Here is a 21,516-nt window from a genome sequence, read left to right as displayed (position 1 = left end):
GGTGGACTCGCTGATCGCGGCGTCCGCACGGGCGCTGGCTGGCGGGGACGCGCTCGGCGCGCTCAAGCGCGTCGCGCTGCGCGAGGACCCGCCGGCGCTGGCGCTGCGCGGGATCGCGATGGCGCAGCTGGGCGAGCACGCCCGCGCCCGCGAACTCCTGCGCCGGGCGGCGCGCGGCTTCGGTGCGCACGAGGAGGTGGCGCGCGCCCGCTGCGTCGTCGCCGACGCGGAAGTGGCCCTGGCGATGCGCGACTTCGCGGGAGCGCCGCGCGCGCTCGCGCAGGCGGCGGCCACCCTCGACGTGCAGGGCGACGCCGCGAATGCCGCGCAGGCGCGCCTCGTCGGCGTCCGCAGGCTGGTCCTGCTCGGCCGCCTGGACGATGCCGCGGCCGCCCTGGCGGGCATCGACCTGCGCCCCCTGCATCCGTCCCTGGCGGCGGTGGCCGAACTGGCGGGCGCGGAACTCGCGCTCCGTTCCCTGCAGACCGCCGTGGCGCGCGCCGCAATGGAACGCGCATCGGCGCTGGCGCAGCGCGCGGGCGTGCCCGCGCTGCAGGCCGAGGTGACGGAGGCAGCGCTCGCCCTCCAGCGCCCCGCGGCCCGGCGCATCCGTGCCGATGGCGAGCAGCGCCTGCGGCTGGAAGAAGTGGCCGAGGTCCTCGCATCGGACGCGCTGGTCGTCGACGCCTGCCGCCGGCGGGTGAGCATCCGCGCCCATGCCTGCGACCTGGCCCGCCGGCCGGTGCTCTTCACGCTCGCGGCGGCGCTGGCCCGGGCGTGGCCCGCGGACGCGGAGCGCGACACGCTGATCGCCGAAGCCTTCCGCACGCGGCACCCGGACGAGACGCACCGCGCGCGGCTGCGGGTCGAGATCGGCCGCCTGCGCGCGCTGCTCAGGCCCCTGGCCCGCATCGAAGCGACGGCGCGCGGCTTCTCCCTGCGTGCGGCGGCGGGACGCGAGGTGGTGCTGCTCGCGCCGCCGATCGCGGGCGACCAGGCCTCGCTGCTCGCCCTGCTGTCCGACGGCGAGGCGTGGTCGACGTCGGCGCTTGCACTGGCCCTGGGCGCGAGCCAGCGGACGGTGCAGCGTGCGCTGGCCGAGCTGGAGGCGGCGGGGCGCGTCCGTTCCGTCGGCAAGGCGCGCGCCCAACGCTGGCTCTCGCCGCCGCTGGCGGGATTCACGACGATCTTGTTACTCCCGGCCGCGCTCTCCCCTGGCTAGAGTCCGGGTCATGGCGCCGACACCGACGCGCCGCAAGGAACAGCGATGAACAAGCAGCAGGGCCTCCCTGAAGTCCCCATGGAAACCGCGGAGATCGTGCGCGAGCTCGGTCCCTTCCCCGGCGCCAGGAGCGTGGCCGGCGTGACGCACGACGGTCGCCACGTGTGGGCCGCGACCGGCGAGGCGCTGCTGGCGCTCGATCCGCAAAGCGGCGCGACGGTCCGCACGCTCGACGTGCCGTGCGATGCCGGCACCGCCTTCGACGGCAGGTACCTGTACCAGATCGCCGAATCGCGCATCGACAAGATCGACCCGGCCACGGGCGCCGTCGTGCGATCGATCCCCGCGCCCGGCCAGGGCGGCGACTCGGGGCTCACCTGGGCGGAAGGCAGCCTGTGGGTCGGCGAGTACCGCGGCCGCCGCATCCACCAGGTCGATCCCGAAACGGGCGCCGTGAAACGCACCATCGAATCGAACCGCTTCGTCACCGGCGTCACCTGGGTCGACGGCGAGCTGTGGCACGCCACATGGGAAGCGGAGGAGAGCGAGATCCGCCGCATCGACCCGGAGAGCGGCGCGGTGCAGGAACGCTTGCGCATGCCCCAAGGCACCTTCGTGAGCGGCCTGGAGTCCGACGGTGCCGACTTGTTCTATGCCGGCGGCGGCGCGAGCGGCACCGTCCGCGCCGTGCGCCGTCCGAAGCGCGCGCGCGCCGCCTAGCGGCTGGCCGGAAGCGGACATCCTTTCCGGGAACGCGCGTCCGGAATCGGCGCGCACCACGGCGCCTGTCCTCTTACTGTCCCTGTCCCGCCCGCATCGGGCATGAACGACAGGACGAGATTCCATGGACAGGTTGCAAGGCAAGCGCGCGCTGGTCACCGGCGCGACGACGGGCATCGGTTTCGCCATCGCGCAACGCTTCATCGCGGAAGGCGCGCGGGTGATCATCACCGGCGAGAACGAGGCGCGGCTTGCGCAGGCCCGGCAGGCGCTGGGGCCGGACACGCTCGCCGTGCGTTGCGACGCCGGCGACGTGCCCGCCCAGCAGCGGCTGGGGCAGCGCGTGCGCGATCACTTCGGCGGCCTCGACGTCGCCGTGCTCAACGCGGCGATCGGCGTGTTCCGGCCGCTGGACGCGTGGGACACGGAGACCTTCGACCGGTCCTTCGCGGTGAACTTCAAGGGCCCGTTCTTCCTGCTGCAGGCGCTGCTGCCGCTGCTGGCGGACCCGTCCTCGGTCGTGCTGGTCAGTTCGGTGAATGCGCACATCGGGATGCCGAACTCGAGCGTCTACTCGGCCTCCAAGGCGGCGCTGCGCTCGCTCGCGCGGACGCTGTCCGGCGACCTGCTGCCGCGCGGCATCCGGGTCAACACCCTGAGCCCGGGGCCGGTGACGACGCCCATCTACGAAAAGCTGGGCCTGCCGGGGGACGACCTGCGGGCGATGAAGGAGGCGCTGACCGCCCAGATCCCCGCGCGGCGCTTCGGCACGCCCGACGAGATCGCGCTGGCGGCGGTCTACCTCGCGTCGGACGAATCGGCCTATGCGGTCGGCAGCGAAATGGTGCTGGACGGCGGCTTCCTCGCGGTCTGACCTTCAGGCGTGCGCGTCGAGCTCGAAGGGCGGGACCTGCCGCCCGTCGATGTCCGTGAACGCGTAGCTGCGCGCCAGGTCGCCCACGCGCAGCACCTGTCCCGTGCGCGCGAACACCTGCGGATCGGCAGCGAGGGCGGCCACCGCGCGCCCGAGGTAGCGCGGCGACTCGGTGCGCGCCAGCGCGGGCTTCTCTCTCCAATGCGCCTCGTCCGTGTGGTGGCCCGCCAGCACGAACTCCGTGCGCATCCATCCCGGCGTCACCGCAACGGAAGCGACGCCGTGCGGCCGCAGCTCCTGCGCCATGCCGAAGGCCAGCCGCGTCATCGCGGACTTGGCCAGGTCGTAGAACAGGTTGCCTTCCATGTAGCGGTCCCGGTCCCAGAAGGTCGTGGTGACGATCAGGCCGCGGCGGCGGCGAACCATCCACGGTGCGGCGATGCGGCTCGCCAGCAGGTGGTTGCGCACGCCGCGGTTGATGAACGGGTCCCACTGCTCCATGCCGCGTTCCCAGAACGGTGCCTGGAACACGCCGTCGAACACCTCGTGCCCACCCCAGGCGTTGTTGACGAGAAGGTCGATCCGCCCCTGCTCCTGCTCCACGCGCCGGAACAACGCGGCGACGTCCGCTTCGTCGGTGTGGTCGCAGCGCACCGCGATGCCGCGCCCGCCGGCCGCCGTCACCTCCTCGGCCGTGGCCTCGATGCTGCCGGGCAAGCGGTCCATCCCGGACAGCGACAGGATCTGTCCGTAGGCCGGCGCCGGCTGCGCCCGCGTGCTGCGGCCGGTGACGTACACCGTCGCGCCCGCCGCGCCCAGCTCCACCGCGATGCCGCGGCCCGCGCCGCGCGTGGCCCCGGTCACGACGGCGATGCAATCCTTCAGGTTCCCCATGGCTCTTTCCTTGGTTCCGACATGCCGCGCACCTTAGCGCGAGCTCAGGACGCCGTCTTGGAAAAACCCGAAGCCGCCCGCTCGGCCAGGAACTGCCCCGGCGTGCAGGCGCAGATGGCGCGGAAGGTGTTCGACAGGTGGGCCTGGTCGTGGAACCCGGCCTCCACGGCCAGCTCGGCCCAGGACACGGAGGTGCGGTCGCGCAGCAGCCGCAGGCATTCGTGGAACCGTGCGAGCCCGTGCCACGCCTTGGGCGCCAGGCCGGTGTGCTCGCGAAAGAGCTGCTGCAGCCGGCGCTCGCCCACGCCGAGCGCGCGTGCAGCGTCCGTGACGGGGCGTACCGCCCGGCTGTGCCGCAGCACCCGCATGGCGTGCGCGACTCTTTCGCTGCTGTCCGGACCATCGGTTGGCAGCCGCGCCTGCAGGGCCTGGAACACGACCGCCATGCGCGCGTGCGGCGAACGTGCCTCCAGCAGCCTGACCCCGATGCCTCGGACCGCGAGCGGCGCGACGTCGTCCCAGGCGTGATCTGCATCGGTGAGTTCGTGCGCGGCCAGGCCGAGCAAGGCCAGCGACGCGCCGGGCCGCAGCGTGACCGAGAGGCCACGCATCTCGCCGCGATGCGTGAGCAGCACCGCGCGCGTGCTCGCACCGGCGACGCGCGCCGTCACGCGGTCGCCCTGGAAATCGAAGATCAGCCGAAGCGCGCCGTCCGGCAGCACGCGTTCGGTGACTTCGAGACCGGGCGCGATTGCGTCCTGGTAGCTCATCGCATTGGCGACGTAGGGGGCCAACGCGCGGGGCACTGCCAGGTCCTGCATCGTGCCGGCCGGCACGGTCGTCTCCGGCGCGTACAACGGGTCGTCGGCGAGGCGCAGGAAGAGGCGGTCGGCCATGGCGTGATTGTGCCTACACGAGGCGCACGGGGGGAGCGGGTGCTTACCGAAAGTTCAGCACCTGACAAGTGTGTCAGTGCTTGTGGCGCCCGGGCGCGGCCGCGAGCATCGCCCTCCTCTACACAAGGAGTTGACGATGCAAGTCTCGGTGATCGGCCTCGGTTCCATGGGCGCCACGCTCGCCCGTCTGCTGCTGGCCGCCGGCCACGACGTCACGGTCTGGAACCGTTCAATGGCGAAGGCAAGCGAGCTGGTCGGCGCAGGCGCACGGCCCGCCGGCAGCGCGGCCGAAGCGGTGGCGGCGAGCGGCGTGACGCTGATGTGCGTGTACGACTACGCCGCGGCCGCGGCCATCCTGCACGACGCGGCGGTCGAGGCGGCGATCCGCGGCAAGGTGCTGGTCCAGCTCACGACCGGCAGCCCGCAGGACGCGCTCGAAGCAGCCGAATGGGCGACACGCCACCGCGCGGGGTATGTCGAAGGCGCGATCCAGGCGGCGCCCAGCCAGATGGGACAAGCCGACACGCCGTTGCTGTTGTCCGGCGACCGGGCCGCTTACGAGCAAGTCGCCGGCCTGCTGCGCGTCATCGCCGGCAACCTGGTCTACCTCGGCCCCGCGATCGACGCGGCGGCCACCATGGACTTCGCCACGCTCTCGTACGTGTACGGCGCGTATGCCGGATTCATGCATGGCGCGCGGCTGGCGGAAGTGCGCGGCGTGGACATCGTCCGCTACGGCGACATCGTCCAGTCGATCGCGCCGTCCTTCGGTGCCTTCTTCCGCCACCAGGCGGGGGTGATCGCGTCCGGAGACTTCCGCGTCAGCGAAAGTCCGCTGCGCATTTCGGTGGTGGCCACGCAGCGCATCCTGGAAGCCTCGGCCGATGCCGGCATCGACACGCGCGTGCCGCGCCTGTTCGCTTCGCTGCTGGCGCAGGCCCATGACGCGGGTCTTGCGGATTCGGAACTTGCCGCGCTGATCCAGGTGTTCCGCGTCTCCGCGCGCCCGGGCTAGGGCCGCGCGCGCTCGTAGCGCTCGCCCCAATCGGCGAGCGGCGCGAGCGCCGCACTGAGCGAAGCGCCCAGGGGCGTGACCGAATACTCGACATGCGCCGGGACCACCTCGAGCACGCGCCGCGCGACGAGCCCCGCGGCTTCCAGCTCGCGCAGCTGCTGCGTGAGCATCTTCTCGCTGATGCCGGGCACCAGGCGCCGCAGCTCGCCGAAGCGGCGTGGCTGCGCCTGCATCTCCCACAGGAGGCTCGCCTTCCACTTGCCGCCGATCACCTCGAACGCGGGGCCGATCCCGCAGCCGTACGGCTTGCCGCCCATGCCGATTGCTCCTCATTCCCAGCTAACAGAGCGCTCAGAGTTGCCTAAGGCGCGCTTCCTACATTACATGCACGGCCGGCGCACCCACCAGGCAGCGAGACCGGAACCTGACCCACCACCCACAAGGACTCCATCATGAATGCCAAGATCGCCCTCACCTCCCTCGTCCTCGCCGCCGGTTTCGCCGGTTCCGCGTTCGCCGAGTCGCCCACCGTCGTCAACGACAACTTCGCCGGCAAGCTGACGCGCGCCGAAGTCCAGGCCGAACTCGCCGCCTACAAGAAGGCCGGCGTGAACCCCTGGTCCACCACGTACAACCCGCTGCGCAGCTTCCGCAGCGCGGCGACCCGCGACGCGGTCGTGGCCGACTACATCGCTTCGCGCAACGAAGTGCGTGCCTTCACCGGCGAGGACAGCGGCTCGCAGTACCTGGCCCAGCGCCAGCTGCCGGCTTCCACGCAGCTGGCTCACACCGCCCGCTGAGCGTCCGCCACTGCGCCGCCGCGCCTCAGGCTGCGAGCTCCGGCTCGCGCCGGGCCGGCGGCGCAGCCACGTCACGCACCGCGCGCCCGCCGGCCATCCCATGCTGCGCGAACAGCTCCGCCGCCCACTCCACGAAGGCGCGCACGCGCGCGCTCAGGTGCCGGTTGGGCGGATACACCACGTGCATGGGGATCGGCGGATGGCGCCACCCGGGCAGCACTTCCACCAGCTCGCCGCTTGCCAGGTGCGGCTGCGCGGCGAACTCGGGCACCTGCGAGATGCCCAGGCCGGCCAGAACGGCCGCGAGATGCGCATTGCTCTCGTTGACCGACACCTTGTAGCGCCCGCTTACCTCGATGTGCTGGCCGTCCTTCTCGAAGATGTGCGGATAGGGCCGGCCCGTGCGTGGCGAGAAATAGTTGACCATGGTGTGCCGAGCCTCGAGCTCCTGCGGATTCGCCGGCGCGCCATGCTGCGCCAGGTACACAGGGGTGGCCACCGTCACCAGCGCCAGGTTGCCGATGCGCCGCGCCACCAGGGACTGCTCGATGAGGTCGCCGCCGCGGATCACGCAGTCGACGTTGTCGGTGATCAGGTCCACGGGCCGGTCGCCCACGCCCAGGTCCAGCTGGATGTCCGGGTAGCGGCGATAGAAGTCCTGCAGCGCCGGCACGACGATCAGCAGCGCCACCGACGAACCGACGTCGACGCGCAGGCGTCCGCTCGGCTTGCCGCTGGCCTGCGTCATCGCGGCATCCATCTCGTCGAGGTCGTTGAGCAGCCGCGACGCCCGCTCGTAGTAGGCGGCGCCGTCGGGCGTCACCGTCACCCGCCGCGTGGTCCGGTTCAGGAGCTTCACCCGCAAGCGGGTCTCCAGCTGCTGCACCAGCTTGGTCGCGGAACCCTTGGGCATGTCGAGCGTCTCGGCGGCTCTCGTGAAGCTGCCGGTCTCGACCACCCGCGCGAAGACGCGCATCGCCTGGATCTGGTCCATCCCTCAAGTTTCCTTCGTTCTTGTGAGCGCGATTGTTCATGCGAACGAAACAGAGAACTGGCGGGGGGCCTGTTTATCCGTACGAACTTCATGCCTATATTCCGTCGCATGCCAAGTTCCGCATCCGCCGCCCTCGCCGCCAGTCCCCTGGTGCTGCCCGGCCACGCCCCGATGCCGGTGCGGCTGGACGGCCGCCGGCCCCGCGGGCAGACGGTGCCGCTCGTCCTGCACCTGCACGGCGGCGCCTTCACCAGCGGCGGCGTCGACAGCGGCGAGTGCCTGGCCACGCTGCTCGCGGAAGCGGGCGCGGTGGTCGTGACGATCGGTTACCCGCTCGCACCGGCGAATCCTTTCCCCGATGCGGTGGAGGCCAGCTACGCCGCGCTCGAATGGGTGAACGGCGCCCGCGCCCGCCTGGCCGGTGCCCGCGCACCGCTGTTCCTCGCGGGCGAAGAAGCCGGCGGCAACATCGCCGCGGGGGTGGCGATGATGGCGCGCGACCGCGCCGGCCCCACACTGGCCGGACTGGTGCTGGTCGCGCCGATGCTCGACCCGTGCACCGCCACGGCTTCACAGCGCGAAGCCACCCGCGAACAGGTCGAATGCAAGTGGAGCGCCGGCTGGCGGCAGTACCTGCGGCGGCCGCTCGATGCGGAACATCCCTATGCCGTGCCGGCGCACGCGCAACGGCTGGCCGGACTGCCGCCCACGCTGGTGCTGGCGGGTGAAGACGACCCGATGCGCGACGAGGCGATGGCTTTCGCGAACCGCCTCGCGCACGCGGGCATCCCGGTGCGCACCGGCATGGTCCCCCTCACGGGTTGGCCGGAGTCGCTCGAAAAACCGCTGCATCCCTGTCCCTGCGCCGAAGCCGTGCGCAAGCAGCTCGAAGGCTTCCTGACCGCGCCGACGCCGCCACCTTCCTAGCGTCTTCGCGACCCGTTCCCGTCTTTCCGATCCCGGTGCGCGCCACCGGGCAGGACCCGTGCATCCCGAAAAAGAGGAAAAGAAACCATGCAAGAAGAAAACCTGAAGAAGTCCGGCCGCCGGCCGTGGTCCGTCTGGACGGCGGCCGGTGCCGCCGCCGGCCTCTCCGTCATCGCCGCCGGCGTCATCGCGCTGCAGGGCGACCGCGCGCAGGCCACCGCGAACAGTGCGCCCCCCGCGCCGCAGGTCTCGGTGGCGGTCGTCACCGAGCGCGAGATCACCGCCTGGGACGAGTTCTCCGGCCGCCTGGAAGCCGTCGAGCGCGTCGAGGTGCGCTCGCGCGTCTCGGGCGCGGTCCACTCGGTGCACTTCCGCGAAGGCGCGCTGGTGCGTCCCGGCGACCTGCTGATCACCATCGATCCGGCGCCCTACGCCGCCGAGGTCGAACGGGCGGAGGCGCAGGTCGCCGCCGCGCAGGCGCGCCAGGCGCAGGCCCAGAGCGAGCTCGTGCGCGCGCAGCGGCTGTGGGAGGAAAGCGCGATCGCCCAGCGTGAACTCGAGGAACGCGCCAACGCGGCGCGCGAATCGGTGGCCAACCTGCGTGCCGCGCAGGCGCAGCTGCAGGGCGCGCGCCTCAACCTGCAGTACACGCAGGTGCGCGCGCCGGTCGCCGGCCGCATCGGCAAGCTGGAAGTCACGCCCGGCAACCTGGTGGCGGCCGGCCCCGGCTCGCCCGTGCTGACGACGCTGGTGTCGGTCAACCCGATCTACGCCAGCTTCGACGCGCACGAGCAGGTCATCCTGCGCGCGCTGAAGGACATGCCCGGCGGCGCCAGCGCGCGCGGGCTGATCGAGCGCATCCCGGTGCAGATGGGCACGACGGCGACCGCCGACACCCCGTACCAGGGCCGGCTGCAGCTGATCGACAACCAGGTGGATGCCAAGAGCGGCACGATCCGCCTGCGCGCCTCCGTGGACAACCGCGACGGCAGCCTGATCCCCGGCCAGTTCGTGCGCGTGCGCATGGGCCAGGCGCGCACCACCCGCGCACTGCTGGTGAGCGACCGCGCAATCGGCACCGACCAGGACAAGAAGTTCGTGCTGGTGGTGGGCGAAGGCAACAAGGCGGAATACCGCGCGGTCACCCTGGGCGCGACCACCGACGGCCTGCGCATCGTCGAGAGCGGCCTGAAGCCCGGCGACCGCATCGTCGTCAACGGCCTGCAGCGCGTGCGCCCCGGCGCCGTGGTGCAGCCGCAGGTCGTCACGATGGAAGCACGCGCATGAACATCTCCCGCTTCTTCATCGACCGGCCGATCTTCGCCGGCGTGCTGTCGCTGCTGATCTTCCTGGCCGGCCTGGTCGCACTGCGCGGGCTGCCGATCTCCGAATATCCGGAGGTCGTCCCGCCGACGATCGTGGTGCGCGCGAACTACCCCGGCGCCAACCCCAAGGTGATCGCCGAAACGGTGGCGACGCCGCTGGAAGAGGCCATCAACGGCGTCGAAGGCATGCTCTACATGGGGAGCCAGGCCACGACCGACGGGCTGATGACGCTCAGCGTCACCTTCCGCCTGGGCACCGACCCGGACAAGGCGCAGCAGCTCGTGCAGAACCGCGTGGCGCAGGCCGAGCCGCGGCTGCCCGAGGAAGTGCGGCGCCTGGGACTGTCCACCGTCAAGAGCTCGCCCGACATCACGATGGTGGTGCACCTCGTGTCGCCGAACGGCCGCTACGGCATGGACTACCTGCGCAACTACGCGGTGCTGAACGTGCGTGACCGCCTGGCCCGCATCGCGGGGGTGGGCGAGGTTGCCATCTGGGGCGGCGGGGAGTACGCGATGCGCGTCTGGCTGGACCCGCAGAAGGTGGCCCAGAGCGGCCTGTCCGCCAGCGACGTGGTGCGCGCGATCCGCGAGCAGAACGTGCAGGCCGCGGCCGGCGCCGTGGGCTCCTCGCCGGGGCTGCCGGGCGTCGACCTGCAGCTCTCGGTCAACGCCCAGGGCCGCCTGCGCAACGAGCAGGAGTTCGGCGACATCATCATCAAGGCCGGCACCGACGGTGCCGTCACCCGGCTGCGCGACGTCGCGCGGCTGGAGCTCGGCGCCGCGGACTATTCGCTGCGCTCGCTGCTGAACGACGACGCGGCCGTCGGCGTCGGCGTGTTCCAGGCGCCCGGCTCCAACGCGCTGGAAATCTCCTCGCAGGTCCGCGCGACCATGGAGGAGATCAAGAAGAGCATGCCGGAAGGCGTGGAGTACCGCATCGCCTACGACCCGACGCAGTTCGTGCGGGCCTCGATCGAATCGGTCGTGCACACGCTGCTGGAAGCCATCCTGCTGGTGGTGCTGGTGGTGATCCTGTTCCTGCAGACCTGGCGCGCCTCCATCATCCCGCTGCTGGCTGTCCCCGTCTCGGTGGTGGGAACGTTCGCGGTGCTGCACCTGCTCGGTTTCTCGATCAACGCACTGAGCCTGTTCGGCCTGGTGCTGGCGATCGGCATCGTGGTGGACGACGCCATCGTGGTGGTGGAGAACGTCGAGCGCAACATCGAGGCCGGGCTCTCGCCGCGCGAAGCGACGTACCGCGCCATGCGCGAAGTGTCCGGGCCGATCATCGCCATCGCGCTGGTGCTGGTGGCGGTGTTCGTGCCGCTGGCCTTCATCAGCGGCCTGACCGGCCAGTTCTACCGGCAGTTCGCCGTCACCATCGCGATCTCGACGGTGATCTCCGCCTTCAACTCGCTGACGCTGTCGCCGGCCCTGGCCGCCCTGCTGCTGCGCGGCCACGACGCGCCCAAGGATGCGCTCACCCGGGGCATGGACCGCGCGTTCGGCTGGCTGTTCCGCGGCTTCAACCGCGTGTTCAAGCGCGGCGCCGAGAACTACGGCGGCGGCGTCAAGCGCGTGCTGGCGCGCAAGGGCCTGATGCTGGGCGTGTACGCGGTGGTGGCGGTGGCGACCATCGGCCTGTTCAAGGTGGTGCCGGCCGGCTTCGTGCCCGCGCAGGACAAGCAGTACCTGATCGGCTTCGCGCAGCTGCCCGATGGCGCCACGCTGGACCGCACGGAAGCCGTGATCCGCAAGATGGGCGAGATCGCGCAGAAGAACCCGAACGTCGAGAGCACGCTCGCCTTCCCCGGCCTGTCGATCAGCGGCTTCACCAACAGCTCCAACTCGGGGATCGTGTTCGCCATGCTCAAGCCGTTCGACGAGCGCAAGCGCGCGGACCAGAGCGGCGGCGCGGTGGCCGGGCAGCTGAACCAGGCCTTCGCCGGCATCCAGGACGCGTTCATCGTGATGTTCCCGCCGCCGCCCGTGCAGGGCCTGGGCACCACCGGCGGCTTCAAGCTGCAGCTGGAAGACCGCGGCTCGCTCGGCTACGAAGCGATGGACGATGCCGTCAAGGCCTTCATGGGCAAGGCCTACCAGACGCCGGAGCTCACCGGGATGTTCACGAGCTGGCAGCTGAACGTGCCGCAGCTCTACGCCGACATCGACCGCACCCGCGCGCGCCAGCTGGGCGTGGCCGTGCCGGACATCTTCGACACGCTGTCGATCTACCTGGGCAGCGCCTACGTCAACGACTTCAACCAGTTCGGCCGCACCTACACCGTGCGCGTGCAGGCGGATGCCGCGTTCCGCGCGCGCGCCGAGGACATCGGCGCGCTCAAGGTGCGCTCCAGCTCCGGCGAGATGGTGCCGCTGTCGGCCCTGATGAACGTCAAGCCCAGCTTCGGCCCGGAGCGTGCCATGCGCTACAACGGCTACCTCACCGCCGACATCAACGGCGGGCCCGCGCCGGGGTTCTCCTCGGGGCAGGCACAGGAAGCGGTGAAGCGCATCGCCGCCGAGACGCTGCCGCAGGGCATCACCTTCGAGTGGACGGAGCTGACGTACCAGGAGATCCTGGCCGGCAACTCGGCGATGTGGGTCTTCCCGCTCGCGATCCTGCTGGTGTTCCTGGTGCTCGCCGCGCAGTACGAGAGCCTGACGCTGCCCCTGTCGATCATCCTGATCGTCCCGATGGGCGTGTTCGCCGCGATGACGGGCGTGTGGCTGTCCGGCAGCGAGAGCAACGTGTTCACGCAGATCGGGTTGATGGTGCTCGTCGGGCTGTCGGCCAAGAACGCGATCCTGATCGTGGAGTTCGCGCGCGAGCTGGAGTTCGCCGGCCGCACGCCCGTGCAGGCCGCGATCGAGGCGAGCCGCCTGCGCCTGCGCCCCATCCTGATGACCTCGCTGGCGTTCGTGATGGGCGTGCTGCCGCTGGTGTTGTCCACCGGCGCCGGCTCGGAGATGCGCCGCGACATGGGCATCGCCGTCTTCAGCGGGATGATCGGGGTGACGGCCTTCGGCCTGTTCCTCACGCCCGTCTTCTACGTCGTGCTGCGCCGGCTGGCCGGCAACCGGCCACTGCGCCAGCACGGCCAGGCCCCGCACTTCGAAGGCTTCGCCGGCGGCGCCGATGCGCGACCGCTCCCCGCCGCGCCGCGCCACTCCTCGGAGGACTGAACGTGCCCATTCCCAGACTTCTCCCCCTGGTCGCCGCCCTGCTGCTGGCCGGCTGCGCGACCGCCTTGCCCGAGCTGCCCGCGCAGCCGGAGCCGCCCGTCGCCTTCAAGGAAGCCGGCCGCTGGACCCAGGCCGCGCCCGCGGAGGCGCAGGACCGCGGCCGCTGGTGGCAGGCGTTCGCCGACCCGGTGCTCGACGCGCTCGTCGCGCAGGCCGCGGAGCGCAACACCAGCATCCAGGAAGCCGCGGCGCGCGTGGCGCAGGCCCGTGCACTGGTGCGGGCCGCCAATGCTGATCGTCTGCCGCAGGTGGGTGCGGGCGCGGGTGTCGGCCGGCAGGCCGGCGCCAACACCGCCACCGGCGCCGCCCCCGCCACCCTGTGGCAGGCGGGCGTGCAGTTCGCCTACGAGCCCGACCTGTTCGGCCGCGCGACCGGCCGCCGCGACGCCGCCGCGCTCGATGCGCAGGCGCGCGAGGCCCTGCTGCAAAGCACGCGCTTGCTGGTGCAGGCGGAGACGGCGCAGGTCTACCTGGCACTGCGCGCGATCGACGTCGAACGCGCCATCGTGCGCGAGACCGTGCAGGCGCACCGCAGCACGCTCCATCTCACGCAACGCCGCCATGCCGCCGGCGACCTGGCGGAGCTCGACGTCGTGCGCGTGGAGGCGGAGGTCGCCGCCACGGAGGCCGACGCCCTGGCGCTGGACCGGCAGCGCGCCACGCTGGAACACGCATTGGCGGTGCTGGTGGGCGATGCGGCATCCCAGTTCGCCCTGGCACCGGCCGACTGGAAGGCGCAGCTGCCGGTGATCCCGCCCGGCGTGCCGGCCACCGTGCTCGCCCGGCGGCCCGACGTGGCGGCTGCGCAATCCTCGCTGCTCGCCGCGCAGGCGCGCGTCGGCGTGGCCCGCGCCGCCTGGTTCCCGGACCTGTCGCTCACGGGCAGCGGCGGCTTCGCCTCGCCCGAGCTGGGCGACCTGCTGCGCTGGTCGGCGCGCGCGTGGACCGTGAGCGCGCTGCTGTCGCTGCCGATCTTCGACGGCGGGCGGCGCGAGGCCGGCGTGCAGCAGGCCCAGGCGGAACTGGATGCCGCCCTGGCCCGGTACCGCGGCGAAGTGCTGGTCGCCTTCCGCGAGGTGGAAGACCAGCTCGCGTCGCTGCGCTTGCTGCACGAACAGGCGCAGGCCCAGGGCCGCGCGGTCGATGCCGCGCGGCGCGCGACGACGCTGTCGGACACGCGCTACCGCAACGGCCTGGTCAGCCAGCTCGAACTGCTGGATGCGCGGCGCAGCGAGCTGCGCAACCGGCGGCAGGCGCTGCAGGTGCGGTCGGCCCAGTTCCAGGCGACGGTCGCCCTGGTCCGCGCGCTGGGTGGCGGCTGGGACGGACCGCTGCGCGGCGACGCCAGCCCGCCGGCCACCGAACTCGCCCGCACGCGCCCCTGAACCGATGCCACGCCGAAAGTGAAACCGCATGCTGGATCCTGGTTCGCTGGCGATCGTCTGGGGCGGGCTCTCCGTCCTGGTGCTGGGCGCCACCGCACTCGTGCTGGTCCTGGCGGGCCGCGCCGACCGCCGCCGGCGCAGAGGTTGCCCCTCAGGCCCGGCGGCCCGCAGGCGCGCGCCCTGCCTGCGCCCCGGACGTGCCGGCGGGCCGGTGCAGGGCCACGCCCGCGACCACGAGCAACACGCCGAAGCCTTCGAGCGCGCTGAGCCGCTGCCCCAGCACCAGGTAGCCGATCACCACGGCCACCGCCGGCAGCAGCGCGAGGAACAGCGAGAAGGATGCGCGTGGCAGGCGGCGCATGGCCAGCTGGTCGCAGAGGTACGGCACCACCGAGGATGAGACCGCCACCCCGGCCGCCGCGGCGAACAGCCCGGGATCTCGCAGCGCCGGCAACGCATCCGCGCCACCGAAAGGCAGGCTGGCGAAGGCCGCGACGACCATGGCACAAGCCAGCCGCTCCACCGCGGTCGTGTCCCTTGCGGTGGATGCGAGCCGGTGCCCGACCACCACGTACGCGGCGAACAGCGCCGCGTTCGCCAGCGCATAGCCGAAGGCCAGCGGTTCCTCGGGCAGCCGAAGCTGCACCAGGCAAAGGAGCCCGGCGACGGTGGTCACGAGCGCCCAGGCGTTGCGCGACGAACGCACCCCGAGCACGGCCAGGACGACGGGGCCGATGAACTCGATGGCGCCGACGGTCGCCAGCGGCAGCTGCGCGATCGCCAGGTAGAACACGCCGTTCATGCCCGCGAGCACGATGCCCAGCAGCACGACGAGGCGGAGCTCGCCCGGTGCCAGGCGGGCGAGCAGGCGCCACGGCCGCGCCCATGCCGCCAGCAGGGCCGCGGCGATGGCGATCCGCAGCCAGGCGACGCCGAGGGGCGCCACCTGCGCGAACAGCAGCACGGCGAAGGACGGTCCGAGGTAATGGAACACGGCGCTCACGGCGAAGTACGCGTGGGGCGGCACCGCATCGATGAGGCTGCGCGTCGCGCTCGCCGGGCTGGAAGGCATCGGGGTATTCTTCCGCGTGCCCTGGTCCGGGTCCATGCACTTTGCGTCGCCCCGCAGGCTTCTTTCGCTTCGAATCGAAGGTGATCCCGTGCATCCACTTGCCCACAAGCTGCTGCAGGACAGCCGCAACGTCGAACTGGTGCAGCGACTGCAAGCCGAACCGCGCGCCGCGATCGCCGACCTGGCGCGCGGCATGGGGTTGTCCGCCCCCACCGTGCGCGAGCGGCTCGCGCGGCTGGAAGAGGCCGGCGTCATCCGCGGTTACCGCGTGGAGCTGGACCCGGTCGCGCTGGGCTGGCCGCTCACGGCCTACGTGCGGGTGCGGCCGGCGCCGGGCCAGCTCGCCCGCATCGCGGAGCTCGCCGGCGCCCTGCCGCAGGTCGCCGAATGCCACCGCGTGACCGGCGAGGACTGCTTCATCCTGAAGGTCTACCTCGAGAGCGTCGAACGGCTCGACGAACTGCTGGACCGCTTCCTGCCCTACGGCCAGACCACGACCTCGCTGGTCCAGTCCACGCCCGTGCCCCTGCGCGCGCCGCCTCTCCTCAAGCCGGCAGCCAGCGCAGCGGCAGGCCGCCGGTCGTCCGCCGCACTTCGCTGACGGACAGGCGCAGCACGCGCAGCGCACCGGGCAGCGCTTCGCGCTCGGGCCCCTCCCACAGCACCTCGCCGCGCGCGACCAGGTGCAGCCGCTCGCCGGTGGCGAAGTCGATGAACAGCAGCGCGCAGCGCGGCTCCAGCTGCAGGTTGCCGAAGGTGTTGAAGAAGGAGTTGCCGACGTAGTCCGGCACCAGCAGCGTGGCCGCGTCCTGCACGCGCACGAAACCCGCCGGGCCACCGCGGTGCGAGACGTCGACGCCGGCAACCGGGTCGTCGCTGCGCAGCGCGTCGGGGTGTGCCGTGGCGATGAAGAAGGTGTCCGCCGCCGCGACGAGGGCCTGGCCCGCGGCGTCCAGCGCACCGTGCGTCGCATGCTCCACGGGACCGCCGGCCGCGCCATGCACCGCTTGCCGCGGGTGGATGTACTTCGGGCAGTTGCCGAAGCTCTGGCCGACGCGCACCGCGAAGCCGCGATCGTCCAGGGCTTCGATCCACCCGTTCATGCGGTTGCGACGCCCCGTGTGCGCCTCGATCCCGAGCAGCCCCACAGGCGCGCCGACGGCCAGGTCTTCGTCCGCGTGCCCGCGCGCGCCCGCCGCCGCATCGACGCGCAGCACCCTCGGCTGGGGCGAGTGCGCGAAGCCCGGCGCGCCGGTGAACAGCGACACGCGCGGCTGGCCGCTGGCATCGACCGTCCCCGCCAGCAGGAAAGGCAGCAGCGTGAAGAAGGACCGGTGCTGGTCGGGCATGTGGTCGCGCAGCACGCGGCTGCCGACGTCCGCCATCCGCGCGGAGACCCCGGCCCGTGCCTGCAAGGCACGCTCGCCCGGGTGCCAACCCGGCGCCGCCGTGTTCATGCGGCCAGCCCGATCGGGCTGCGCGCGAAGGGCACGAAGCCGGGCAAGGCCTCCAGCCGCTGCAGCCAGTCGCGCAGGCGCGGGTATTCCTGCAGCGACACGCCGCCTTCCGGCGCCCGTGCCACGTAGGCATAGTTCGCGAGGTCCGCCAGCGTCGCCGCGTCGCCGGCCAGCCAGGGGCGTGACGCCAGCTCGCCTTCCATCACGGCGAGCAGCTGGCGGCTGCGGGCCACGTAGGGCGCGGGATCGTCGGGCCGGCCGAACAGCGCGATCACGCGGGCGACCGCAGGTCCGTACGCCAGCGGGCCCGCCGCGACGGAGAGCCAGCGCTGGACCTGCGCCGCCGCCACCGGGTCGCGCGGCATCCAGCTGCCCGGTGCGTAGCGCCCTTCCAGGTACACCAGGATGGCGTTGGAATCGGCCAGCGTGAGCTCGCCGTCCTCGATGACGGGCACCTGGCCGAAGCAGTTGCGCGCCAGGAAGGCAGGTTGCTTGTGCTCGCCGGCCTTGATGTCCACGTCGACCAGTTCGTACGGCAGTCCCAGCAGGGACAGCAGCAGTTCGACGCGGTGGCAGTGGCCGGACAAGGCCATGCGGTACAGCTTGATGGGCTTGGTAGGTTGGGCGGTCATGGGAGGTCCTTTTCCGTGGAGTGCGGGCGGATTCTGTTTGCTCCGGCATCCTGAATAAATGGCGCTGCTTGCAGGAGACTGCTGCGCTTCGAAGCAATAATCCCCGGCATGGACAAGTTCAAGGCGATGCAGATCTTCGTGCGGATCGCCGATGCGGGCAGCCTGACCGGCGCGGCGCGCGAACTGGGCAGCTCCCTGCCCGCCGTCGTGCGCTCGCTGGCGGCCTACGAGGCGCAGCTCGGCGCGCGGCTGTTCCACCGCACCACGCGGCGCATCACGCTCACCGAGGAAGGGAGGCAACACCTCGAACGCTGCCGCCAACTGCTGGCCGGCCTCGACGAGGCCGAAGCCGCGCTGCGGGCGGAAACCTCGGCGCCGACGGGGCACCTGCAGATCACCGCGCCGGTGCTGTTCGGGCAGATGCACGTGGCGCCGGTCGTCACGCGCTTCGTGCAGCGCCATCCCGGCCTGCGCTGCACGACGCTGCTGCTGGACCGCGTGGTCAACCTGCTGGAGGAAGGCCTCGACCTCGGCATCCGCATCGGCAACCTGGAGGACTCTTCACTGGTCGCGCAGAACCTCGGGCACATCCGCCGCGTCGTGGTCGGCACGCCGGCCTACCTGCGCAGGCACGGCACGCCGCGGCACCCGCGCGAGCTGGCGCGGCACAACTGCGTGCGCATCGTGGGCGCCAGCCGCACCACCTGGGGCAACTTCCAGGAGGGCGGACGCGTGTTCCAGGTCGCGGTCACCGGCAACCTGGAGTTCAACCACGTGTGGCCCACGGTGCAGGCCTGCGCCGAAGGCGCCGGCCTCGGGATGTTCTTCTCGTACCAGGTGGAGCAGCTGGTGCGCGAGCGGAAGCTGCGCGTCGTGCTGGAGGATTTCGAGCTGCCGCCGCGGCCGATCAGCATCGTCTACCCGCACGCACGCCTGCTGCCGGCGCGCACCCGGGCGTTCATCGACTTCGCGCGCCAGGAGATCCTGCAGTTCCGCGCCGATGGGCGCTGAAGCGGGTCAGGCCTCGCGGGCGACGTCGCAGCGGACCTGGGCTTCTTCGAGCAATGCCGGGAAGGGCTCGGGCGGCGGCGCGTCCGTGAACAGCCGGTCGATCTGGTCCAGCCGCGCCAGTTCGACCATCGCGGGGCGGTTGAACTTGCTCTTGTCCGCGGCCAGCCACACCTCGCGCGAACGCTCGATGATGGTTTGCGCCACCTTCACCTCGCGGTAGTCGAAATCGCGCAAGGTCCCGTCGGTCTCGATGCCCGAGATGCCGACGATCGCGATGTCCACCTTGAACTGCCGGATGAAGTCCACCGCCGGCTCGCCGATGATGCCGCGGTCGCGGCTGCGCACCATGCCGCCGGCGACGATCACTTCGCATTCGGGGTTGCCGCAGAGGATGGCCGCGACGTTCAGGTTGTTGGTGATCACGCGCAGCCCGCGGTGGTGCACTAGCGCACGGGCGATCGCTTCGGTCGTGGTCCCGATGTTCAGCATGAGGGAGCAGCCGTTCGGCACCTGGCTCGCCACCAGCCGCGCGATGCTGGCCTTGCCGGCGGCGTTGATGCTTTCCCGCTGCTGGTAGCCGAGGTTCTCGGTCGTCGAGCCCGGCGTGCGCACACCGCCGTGGAAGCGTGCCAGCAGGCCGGCGTCCGCCAGCCGCTGCACGTCGCGGCGCACCGTCTGCAAGGCGACCCCCAGGCGTTCGGCCAGCTGCTCCACCGTCGCCGAGCCGCTCTCCTGCACCACGGCCAGCAGCTTCAGCTGCCTCGGATTGGTGCCGTTCACGACCGGGCTTTCCGTCCTGCGGGGATCATGTAAGCGACTGTAGCGAGAACCGCGCCAGGGCCGTGACAGGGAAAACTCGGCCCGCGCGAGAGCGGCCTCGCAGGCGCGGCTCTCGCGGGGCCGAGGCCGCGCCTAGCGGGCGCGCCCTTCCTTCCACGCGCCCAGCAGCTTGTCGTAGGCGATGGTCTGGCCCTTCGGCTTCTCGTTGGCCAGCTTGGCCCAGGGCGCCGACTTGTCGCTCAGGTACTTCTTCGGGTCCCCCTTCGGATTGAGCTTGGGCGCGCAGCGCGCCATGCCGGCGCGTTCGAGGCGGGCCATCACCTGGTCCATCTCCTCGGCCAGCGTGTCCATCGCGGCCTGCGGCGTCTTCTCGCCCGTGACGGCTTGCGCCACGTTCTTCCACCACAGCTGCGCGAGCTTCGGGTAGTCGGGCACGTTGGTGCCGGTGGGCGACCACGCCACGCGCGCCGGGCTGCGGTAGAACTCCACCAGGCCCCCGAGCTTGGGCGCCATGTCGGTCATCGCCTTGGACTGGATGTCCGACTCGCGGATCGGCGTCAGGCCCACCAGCGTCTTCTTCAGCGACGTGGACTTGGCCGTGATGAACTGCGCGTACAGCCACGCCGCCGCCGTGCGGTTCTCGTCGTGGTTGGCGAAGAAGGTCCACGAGCCGACGTCCTGGTAGCCGTTCTGCATGCCCTGCTTCCAGTACGGGCCGTTCGGGCCGGGCGCCATGCGCCACTTCGGCGTGCCGTCCTCGTTCACGACCGGCAGGCCCTTCTTGGTCATGTCCGCCGTGAAGGCGGTGTACCAGAAGATCTGCTGCGCGATCTGGCCTTGCGCGGGCACCGGACCGGCCTCGCCGAAGGTCATGCCGGTCGCTTCCTTGGGCGCGTACTTCTTCATCCAGTCCACGTACTTGGTCAGCGCGTAGACGGCGGCCGGCGAGTTGGTCGCGCCGCCGCGGGCCACCGAGGCACCCACCGGCGTGCACTTGTCGTCGGCCACGCGGATGCCCCACTCGTCGATCGGCAGCCCGTTCGGCGCGCCGATGTCGGCGGTGCCTGCCATCGAAAGCCAGGCGTCCGTGAAGCGCCAGCCGAGCGAGGGGTCCTTCTTGCCGTAGTCCATGTGGCCGTAGATCGGCTTGCCGTCGATGGTCTTCACGTCGTTGGTGAAGAACTCGGCGATGTCCTCGTAGGCGCTCCAGTTCAGCGGCACGCCCAGGTCGTAGCCGTACTTCGCCTTGAACTTCTGCTGCAGGTCCGGCCGCGCGAACAGGTCGGCGCGGAACCAGTACAGGTTGGCGAACTGCTGGTCGGGCAGCTGGTACAGCTTGCCGTCGGGCGCCGTGGTGAACTTCAGCCCGATGAAATCCTTCAGGTCCAGCCCGGGGTTGGTGTACTCCTTGCCCTTGCCGGCCATGTAGTCGGTCAGGTTCAGGATCTTGCCGTAGCGGTAGTGCGTGCCGATCAGGTCGCTGTCGCTGATCCAGCCGTCGTAGATCGAACGCCCGGACTGCATCGAGGTCTGCAGCTTCTCGACCACGTCGCCTTCCTGGATCAGGTCGTGCTTGACCTTGATGCCGGTGATCTCCTCGAAGGCCTTGGCCATCGTCTTCGACTCGTAGTCGTGCGTGGTGATGGTCTCGGAGACGACCGAGATCTCCTTCACGCCCTTGGCCTGCAGCTTCTTCGCGGCCTCGATGAACCAGCGCATCTCGGCCATCTGCTGGTCCTTCGAGAGGGTCGAAGGCTGGAACTCGTTGTCGATCCACTTCTTCGCCTCGGGCTCGCCGGCCCAGGCGGGGCTGCCGGCCAGGCAGGCCGCCGCGAGAGCCAGCGCCGTGTAACGCATCTTCATGGGAATCTCCTCGTGTTCGCTTCCCCGACGTGCAGTGAGGTCCGGACGGCCCCCGGGGAAGCACCCGGGCCGCATCCCTGTCGCTTGCGGTCAGCCGCGCCGCATGACCAGCGCCAGCACCGCCATCGAGACGACGAAACTGATCCAGATGCTGGGTTCCTGCTCCAGCGAGAACCACTGGGCGAACTTGCCCGCCAGCCCGATGAAGGCCAGGTTGATGTAGCCCGCGGTGAGCAGGCCGATGAACAGCCGGTCGCCGCGGGTGGTGGCGATCGGCAGGAACCCCTTGGTGAGGCGGGTGGGCGACTTCAGCTCCCACACCGTCATGCCCGCGAGCAGCAGTGCGATGCAGGTGAAGAACACCGCCACCGGCGTCGTCCAGACCATCCAGTCGAACATC

The 21,516-nt window shown here is 71.3% G+C and carries 21 protein-coding genes; 11 read left to right on the top strand and 10 right to left on the bottom strand.

Features of this window, described 5'->3' with window-relative positions; translation table 11 throughout:
• Window position 1: 1 nt before the first annotated feature.
• The 3 genes from IM787_RS18645 (at window position 2) to IM787_RS18635 (ending at window position 2,816) form a co-directional block, all read left to right on the top strand.
• Window positions 2–1,222 carry an HTH domain-containing protein gene (locus IM787_RS18645; RefSeq protein WP_193678206.1) on the top strand — a complete coding sequence of 407 codons (1,221 nt, stop codon included), beginning with the start codon at window positions 2–4 and terminating at the stop codon, window positions 1,220–1,222.
• A 45-nt stretch (window positions 1,223–1,267) separates the two neighbouring features.
• Window positions 1,268–1,942, top strand: coding sequence for a Vgb family protein (locus IM787_RS18640; protein ID WP_193678205.1), 675 nt, complete (start codon window positions 1,268–1,270; stop codon window positions 1,940–1,942).
• A 124-nt stretch (window positions 1,943–2,066) separates the two neighbouring features.
• Window positions 2,067–2,816, top strand: a complete 750-nt coding sequence (locus IM787_RS18635; RefSeq protein ID WP_193678204.1) for an SDR family oxidoreductase — start codon at window positions 2,067–2,069, stop codon at window positions 2,814–2,816.
• 3 nt (window positions 2,817–2,819) lie between these two features.
• Here the strand turns inward: IM787_RS18635 and IM787_RS18630 are convergent, their stop codons facing one another.
• Window positions 2,820–3,710 carry an SDR family NAD(P)-dependent oxidoreductase gene (locus IM787_RS18630; protein WP_193678203.1) on the bottom strand — a complete coding sequence of 297 codons (891 nt, stop codon included), beginning with the start codon at window positions 3,708–3,710 and terminating at the stop codon, window positions 2,820–2,822.
• Between the two features lie 44 nt (window positions 3,711–3,754).
• Window positions 3,755–4,606, bottom strand: coding sequence for an AraC family transcriptional regulator (locus tag IM787_RS18625; protein WP_193678202.1), 852 nt, complete (start codon window positions 4,604–4,606; stop codon window positions 3,755–3,757).
• 136 nt (window positions 4,607–4,742) lie between these two features.
• On the opposite strand from IM787_RS18625, the gene IM787_RS18620 reads away from it, so the two are divergent.
• Window positions 4,743–5,621 carry an NAD(P)-dependent oxidoreductase gene (locus IM787_RS18620; RefSeq protein WP_193678201.1) on the top strand — a complete coding sequence of 293 codons (879 nt, stop codon included), beginning with the start codon at window positions 4,743–4,745 and terminating at the stop codon, window positions 5,619–5,621.
• On the opposite strand, the gene IM787_RS18615 is transcribed toward IM787_RS18620, so the two are convergent.
• A complete protein-coding gene (locus IM787_RS18615) occupies window positions 5,618–5,938 on the bottom strand; it encodes a winged helix-turn-helix transcriptional regulator (RefSeq protein WP_193678200.1) in 321 nt (106 codons plus the stop codon). The two genes, IM787_RS18620 and IM787_RS18615, sit on opposite strands and share 4 nt — an antisense overlap.
• A 135-nt stretch (window positions 5,939–6,073) precedes the next feature.
• On the opposite strand from IM787_RS18615, the gene IM787_RS18610 reads away from it, so the two are divergent.
• Window positions 6,074–6,421, top strand: a complete 348-nt coding sequence (locus IM787_RS18610; protein ID WP_193678199.1) for a DUF4148 domain-containing protein — start codon at window positions 6,074–6,076, stop codon at window positions 6,419–6,421.
• A 25-nt stretch (window positions 6,422–6,446) separates the two neighbouring features.
• Here IM787_RS18610 and IM787_RS18605 read toward each other — a convergent pair whose 3' ends face one another.
• Window positions 6,447–7,415 carry a LysR family transcriptional regulator gene (locus tag IM787_RS18605; RefSeq protein ID WP_193678198.1) on the bottom strand — a complete coding sequence of 323 codons (969 nt, stop codon included), beginning with the start codon at window positions 7,413–7,415 and terminating at the stop codon, window positions 6,447–6,449.
• A gap of 108 nt (window positions 7,416–7,523) precedes the next feature.
• Between IM787_RS18605 and IM787_RS18600 the strand changes: the two genes are divergently transcribed.
• The 4 genes from IM787_RS18600 to IM787_RS18585 all read left to right on the top strand — a co-directional run bounded on the left by IM787_RS18600 (window position 7,524) and on the right by IM787_RS18585 (window position 14,301).
• Window positions 7,524–8,342, top strand: coding sequence for an alpha/beta hydrolase (locus IM787_RS18600; RefSeq protein WP_193678197.1), 819 nt, complete (start codon window positions 7,524–7,526; stop codon window positions 8,340–8,342).
• A gap of 87 nt (window positions 8,343–8,429) precedes the next feature.
• Entirely contained in the window at window positions 8,430–9,629 is a 1,200-nt protein-coding gene (locus IM787_RS18595) for an efflux RND transporter periplasmic adaptor subunit (protein WP_193678196.1), read from the top strand.
• The gene (locus IM787_RS18590; RefSeq protein WP_193678195.1) at window positions 9,626–12,856 is read left to right on the top strand and encodes an efflux RND transporter permease subunit; all 3,231 of its coding nucleotides are present in this window, start codon (window positions 9,626–9,628) and stop codon (window positions 12,854–12,856) included. Before IM787_RS18595 ends, IM787_RS18590 begins: the two co-directional genes overlap by 4 nt.
• A gap of 2 nt (window positions 12,857–12,858) precedes the next feature.
• Entirely contained in the window at window positions 12,859–14,301 is a 1,443-nt protein-coding gene (locus tag IM787_RS18585) for an efflux transporter outer membrane subunit (RefSeq protein WP_354004447.1), read from the top strand.
• Window positions 14,302–14,452: 151 nt separating this feature from the next.
• On the opposite strand, the gene IM787_RS18580 is transcribed toward IM787_RS18585, so the two are convergent.
• Complete coding sequence (locus IM787_RS18580) at window positions 14,453–15,373, bottom strand: EamA family transporter (RefSeq protein ID WP_193678194.1); 921 nt, start codon at window positions 15,371–15,373, stop codon at window positions 14,453–14,455.
• Between the two features lie 88 nt (window positions 15,374–15,461).
• Here IM787_RS18580 and IM787_RS18575 point away from each other — a divergent pair, with 88 nt between their 5' ends.
• Window positions 15,462–15,974, top strand: coding sequence for an Lrp/AsnC family transcriptional regulator (locus tag IM787_RS18575; RefSeq protein ID WP_354004446.1), 513 nt, complete (start codon window positions 15,462–15,464; stop codon window positions 15,972–15,974).
• Here IM787_RS18575 and IM787_RS18570 read toward each other — a convergent pair.
• Together IM787_RS18570 and IM787_RS18565 are read right to left on the bottom strand one after the other, a co-directional pair.
• On the bottom strand, window positions 15,919–16,830 hold the full coding sequence (locus IM787_RS18570; protein ID WP_193678193.1) for a pyridoxamine 5'-phosphate oxidase family protein: 912 nt from the start codon (window positions 16,828–16,830) through the stop codon (window positions 15,919–15,921). The genes IM787_RS18575 and IM787_RS18570 overlap by 56 nt on opposite strands.
• Window positions 16,827–17,462 (bottom strand): glutathione S-transferase family protein, encoded by a 636-nt coding sequence (locus IM787_RS18565; protein WP_193678192.1) that lies wholly within the window; start codon window positions 17,460–17,462, stop codon window positions 16,827–16,829. The genes IM787_RS18570 and IM787_RS18565 overlap by 4 nt, the downstream gene beginning before the upstream one ends.
• 108 nt (window positions 17,463–17,570) lie before the next feature.
• Here IM787_RS18565 and IM787_RS18560 point away from each other — a divergent pair, with 108 nt between their 5' ends.
• Window positions 17,571–18,473: a LysR family transcriptional regulator gene (locus IM787_RS18560; protein WP_193678191.1), complete on the top strand. Its 903-nt coding sequence runs from the start codon at window positions 17,571–17,573 to the stop codon at window positions 18,471–18,473.
• A gap of 6 nt (window positions 18,474–18,479) precedes the next feature.
• Here IM787_RS18560 and IM787_RS18555 read toward each other — a convergent pair whose 3' ends face one another.
• The 3 genes from IM787_RS18555 to IM787_RS18545 form a co-directional block, all read right to left on the bottom strand.
• Window positions 18,480–19,253, bottom strand: coding sequence for a DeoR/GlpR family DNA-binding transcription regulator (locus IM787_RS18555; protein ID WP_193678190.1), 774 nt, complete (start codon window positions 19,251–19,253; stop codon window positions 18,480–18,482).
• Between the two features lie 132 nt (window positions 19,254–19,385).
• Window positions 19,386–21,116: an ABC transporter substrate-binding protein gene (locus IM787_RS18550; RefSeq protein ID WP_193678189.1), complete on the bottom strand. Its 1,731-nt coding sequence runs from the start codon at window positions 21,114–21,116 to the stop codon at window positions 19,386–19,388.
• 90 nt (window positions 21,117–21,206) lie between these two features.
• Window positions 21,207–21,515 carry a DUF2160 domain-containing protein gene (locus IM787_RS18545; RefSeq protein ID WP_193678188.1) on the bottom strand — a complete coding sequence of 103 codons (309 nt, stop codon included), beginning with the start codon at window positions 21,513–21,515 and terminating at the stop codon, window positions 21,207–21,209.
• Window position 21,516: the final 1 nt, after the last annotated feature.

The sequence above is a fragment of the Ramlibacter pallidus genome, from assembly GCF_015070875.1.
Lineage (GTDB): Bacteria > Pseudomonadota > Gammaproteobacteria > Burkholderiales > Burkholderiaceae_C > Ramlibacter > Ramlibacter pallidus.
The sequence above is the reverse complement of the archived record's forward strand: the minus strand, read 5'-3'. Positions and strand labels throughout refer to the sequence as shown.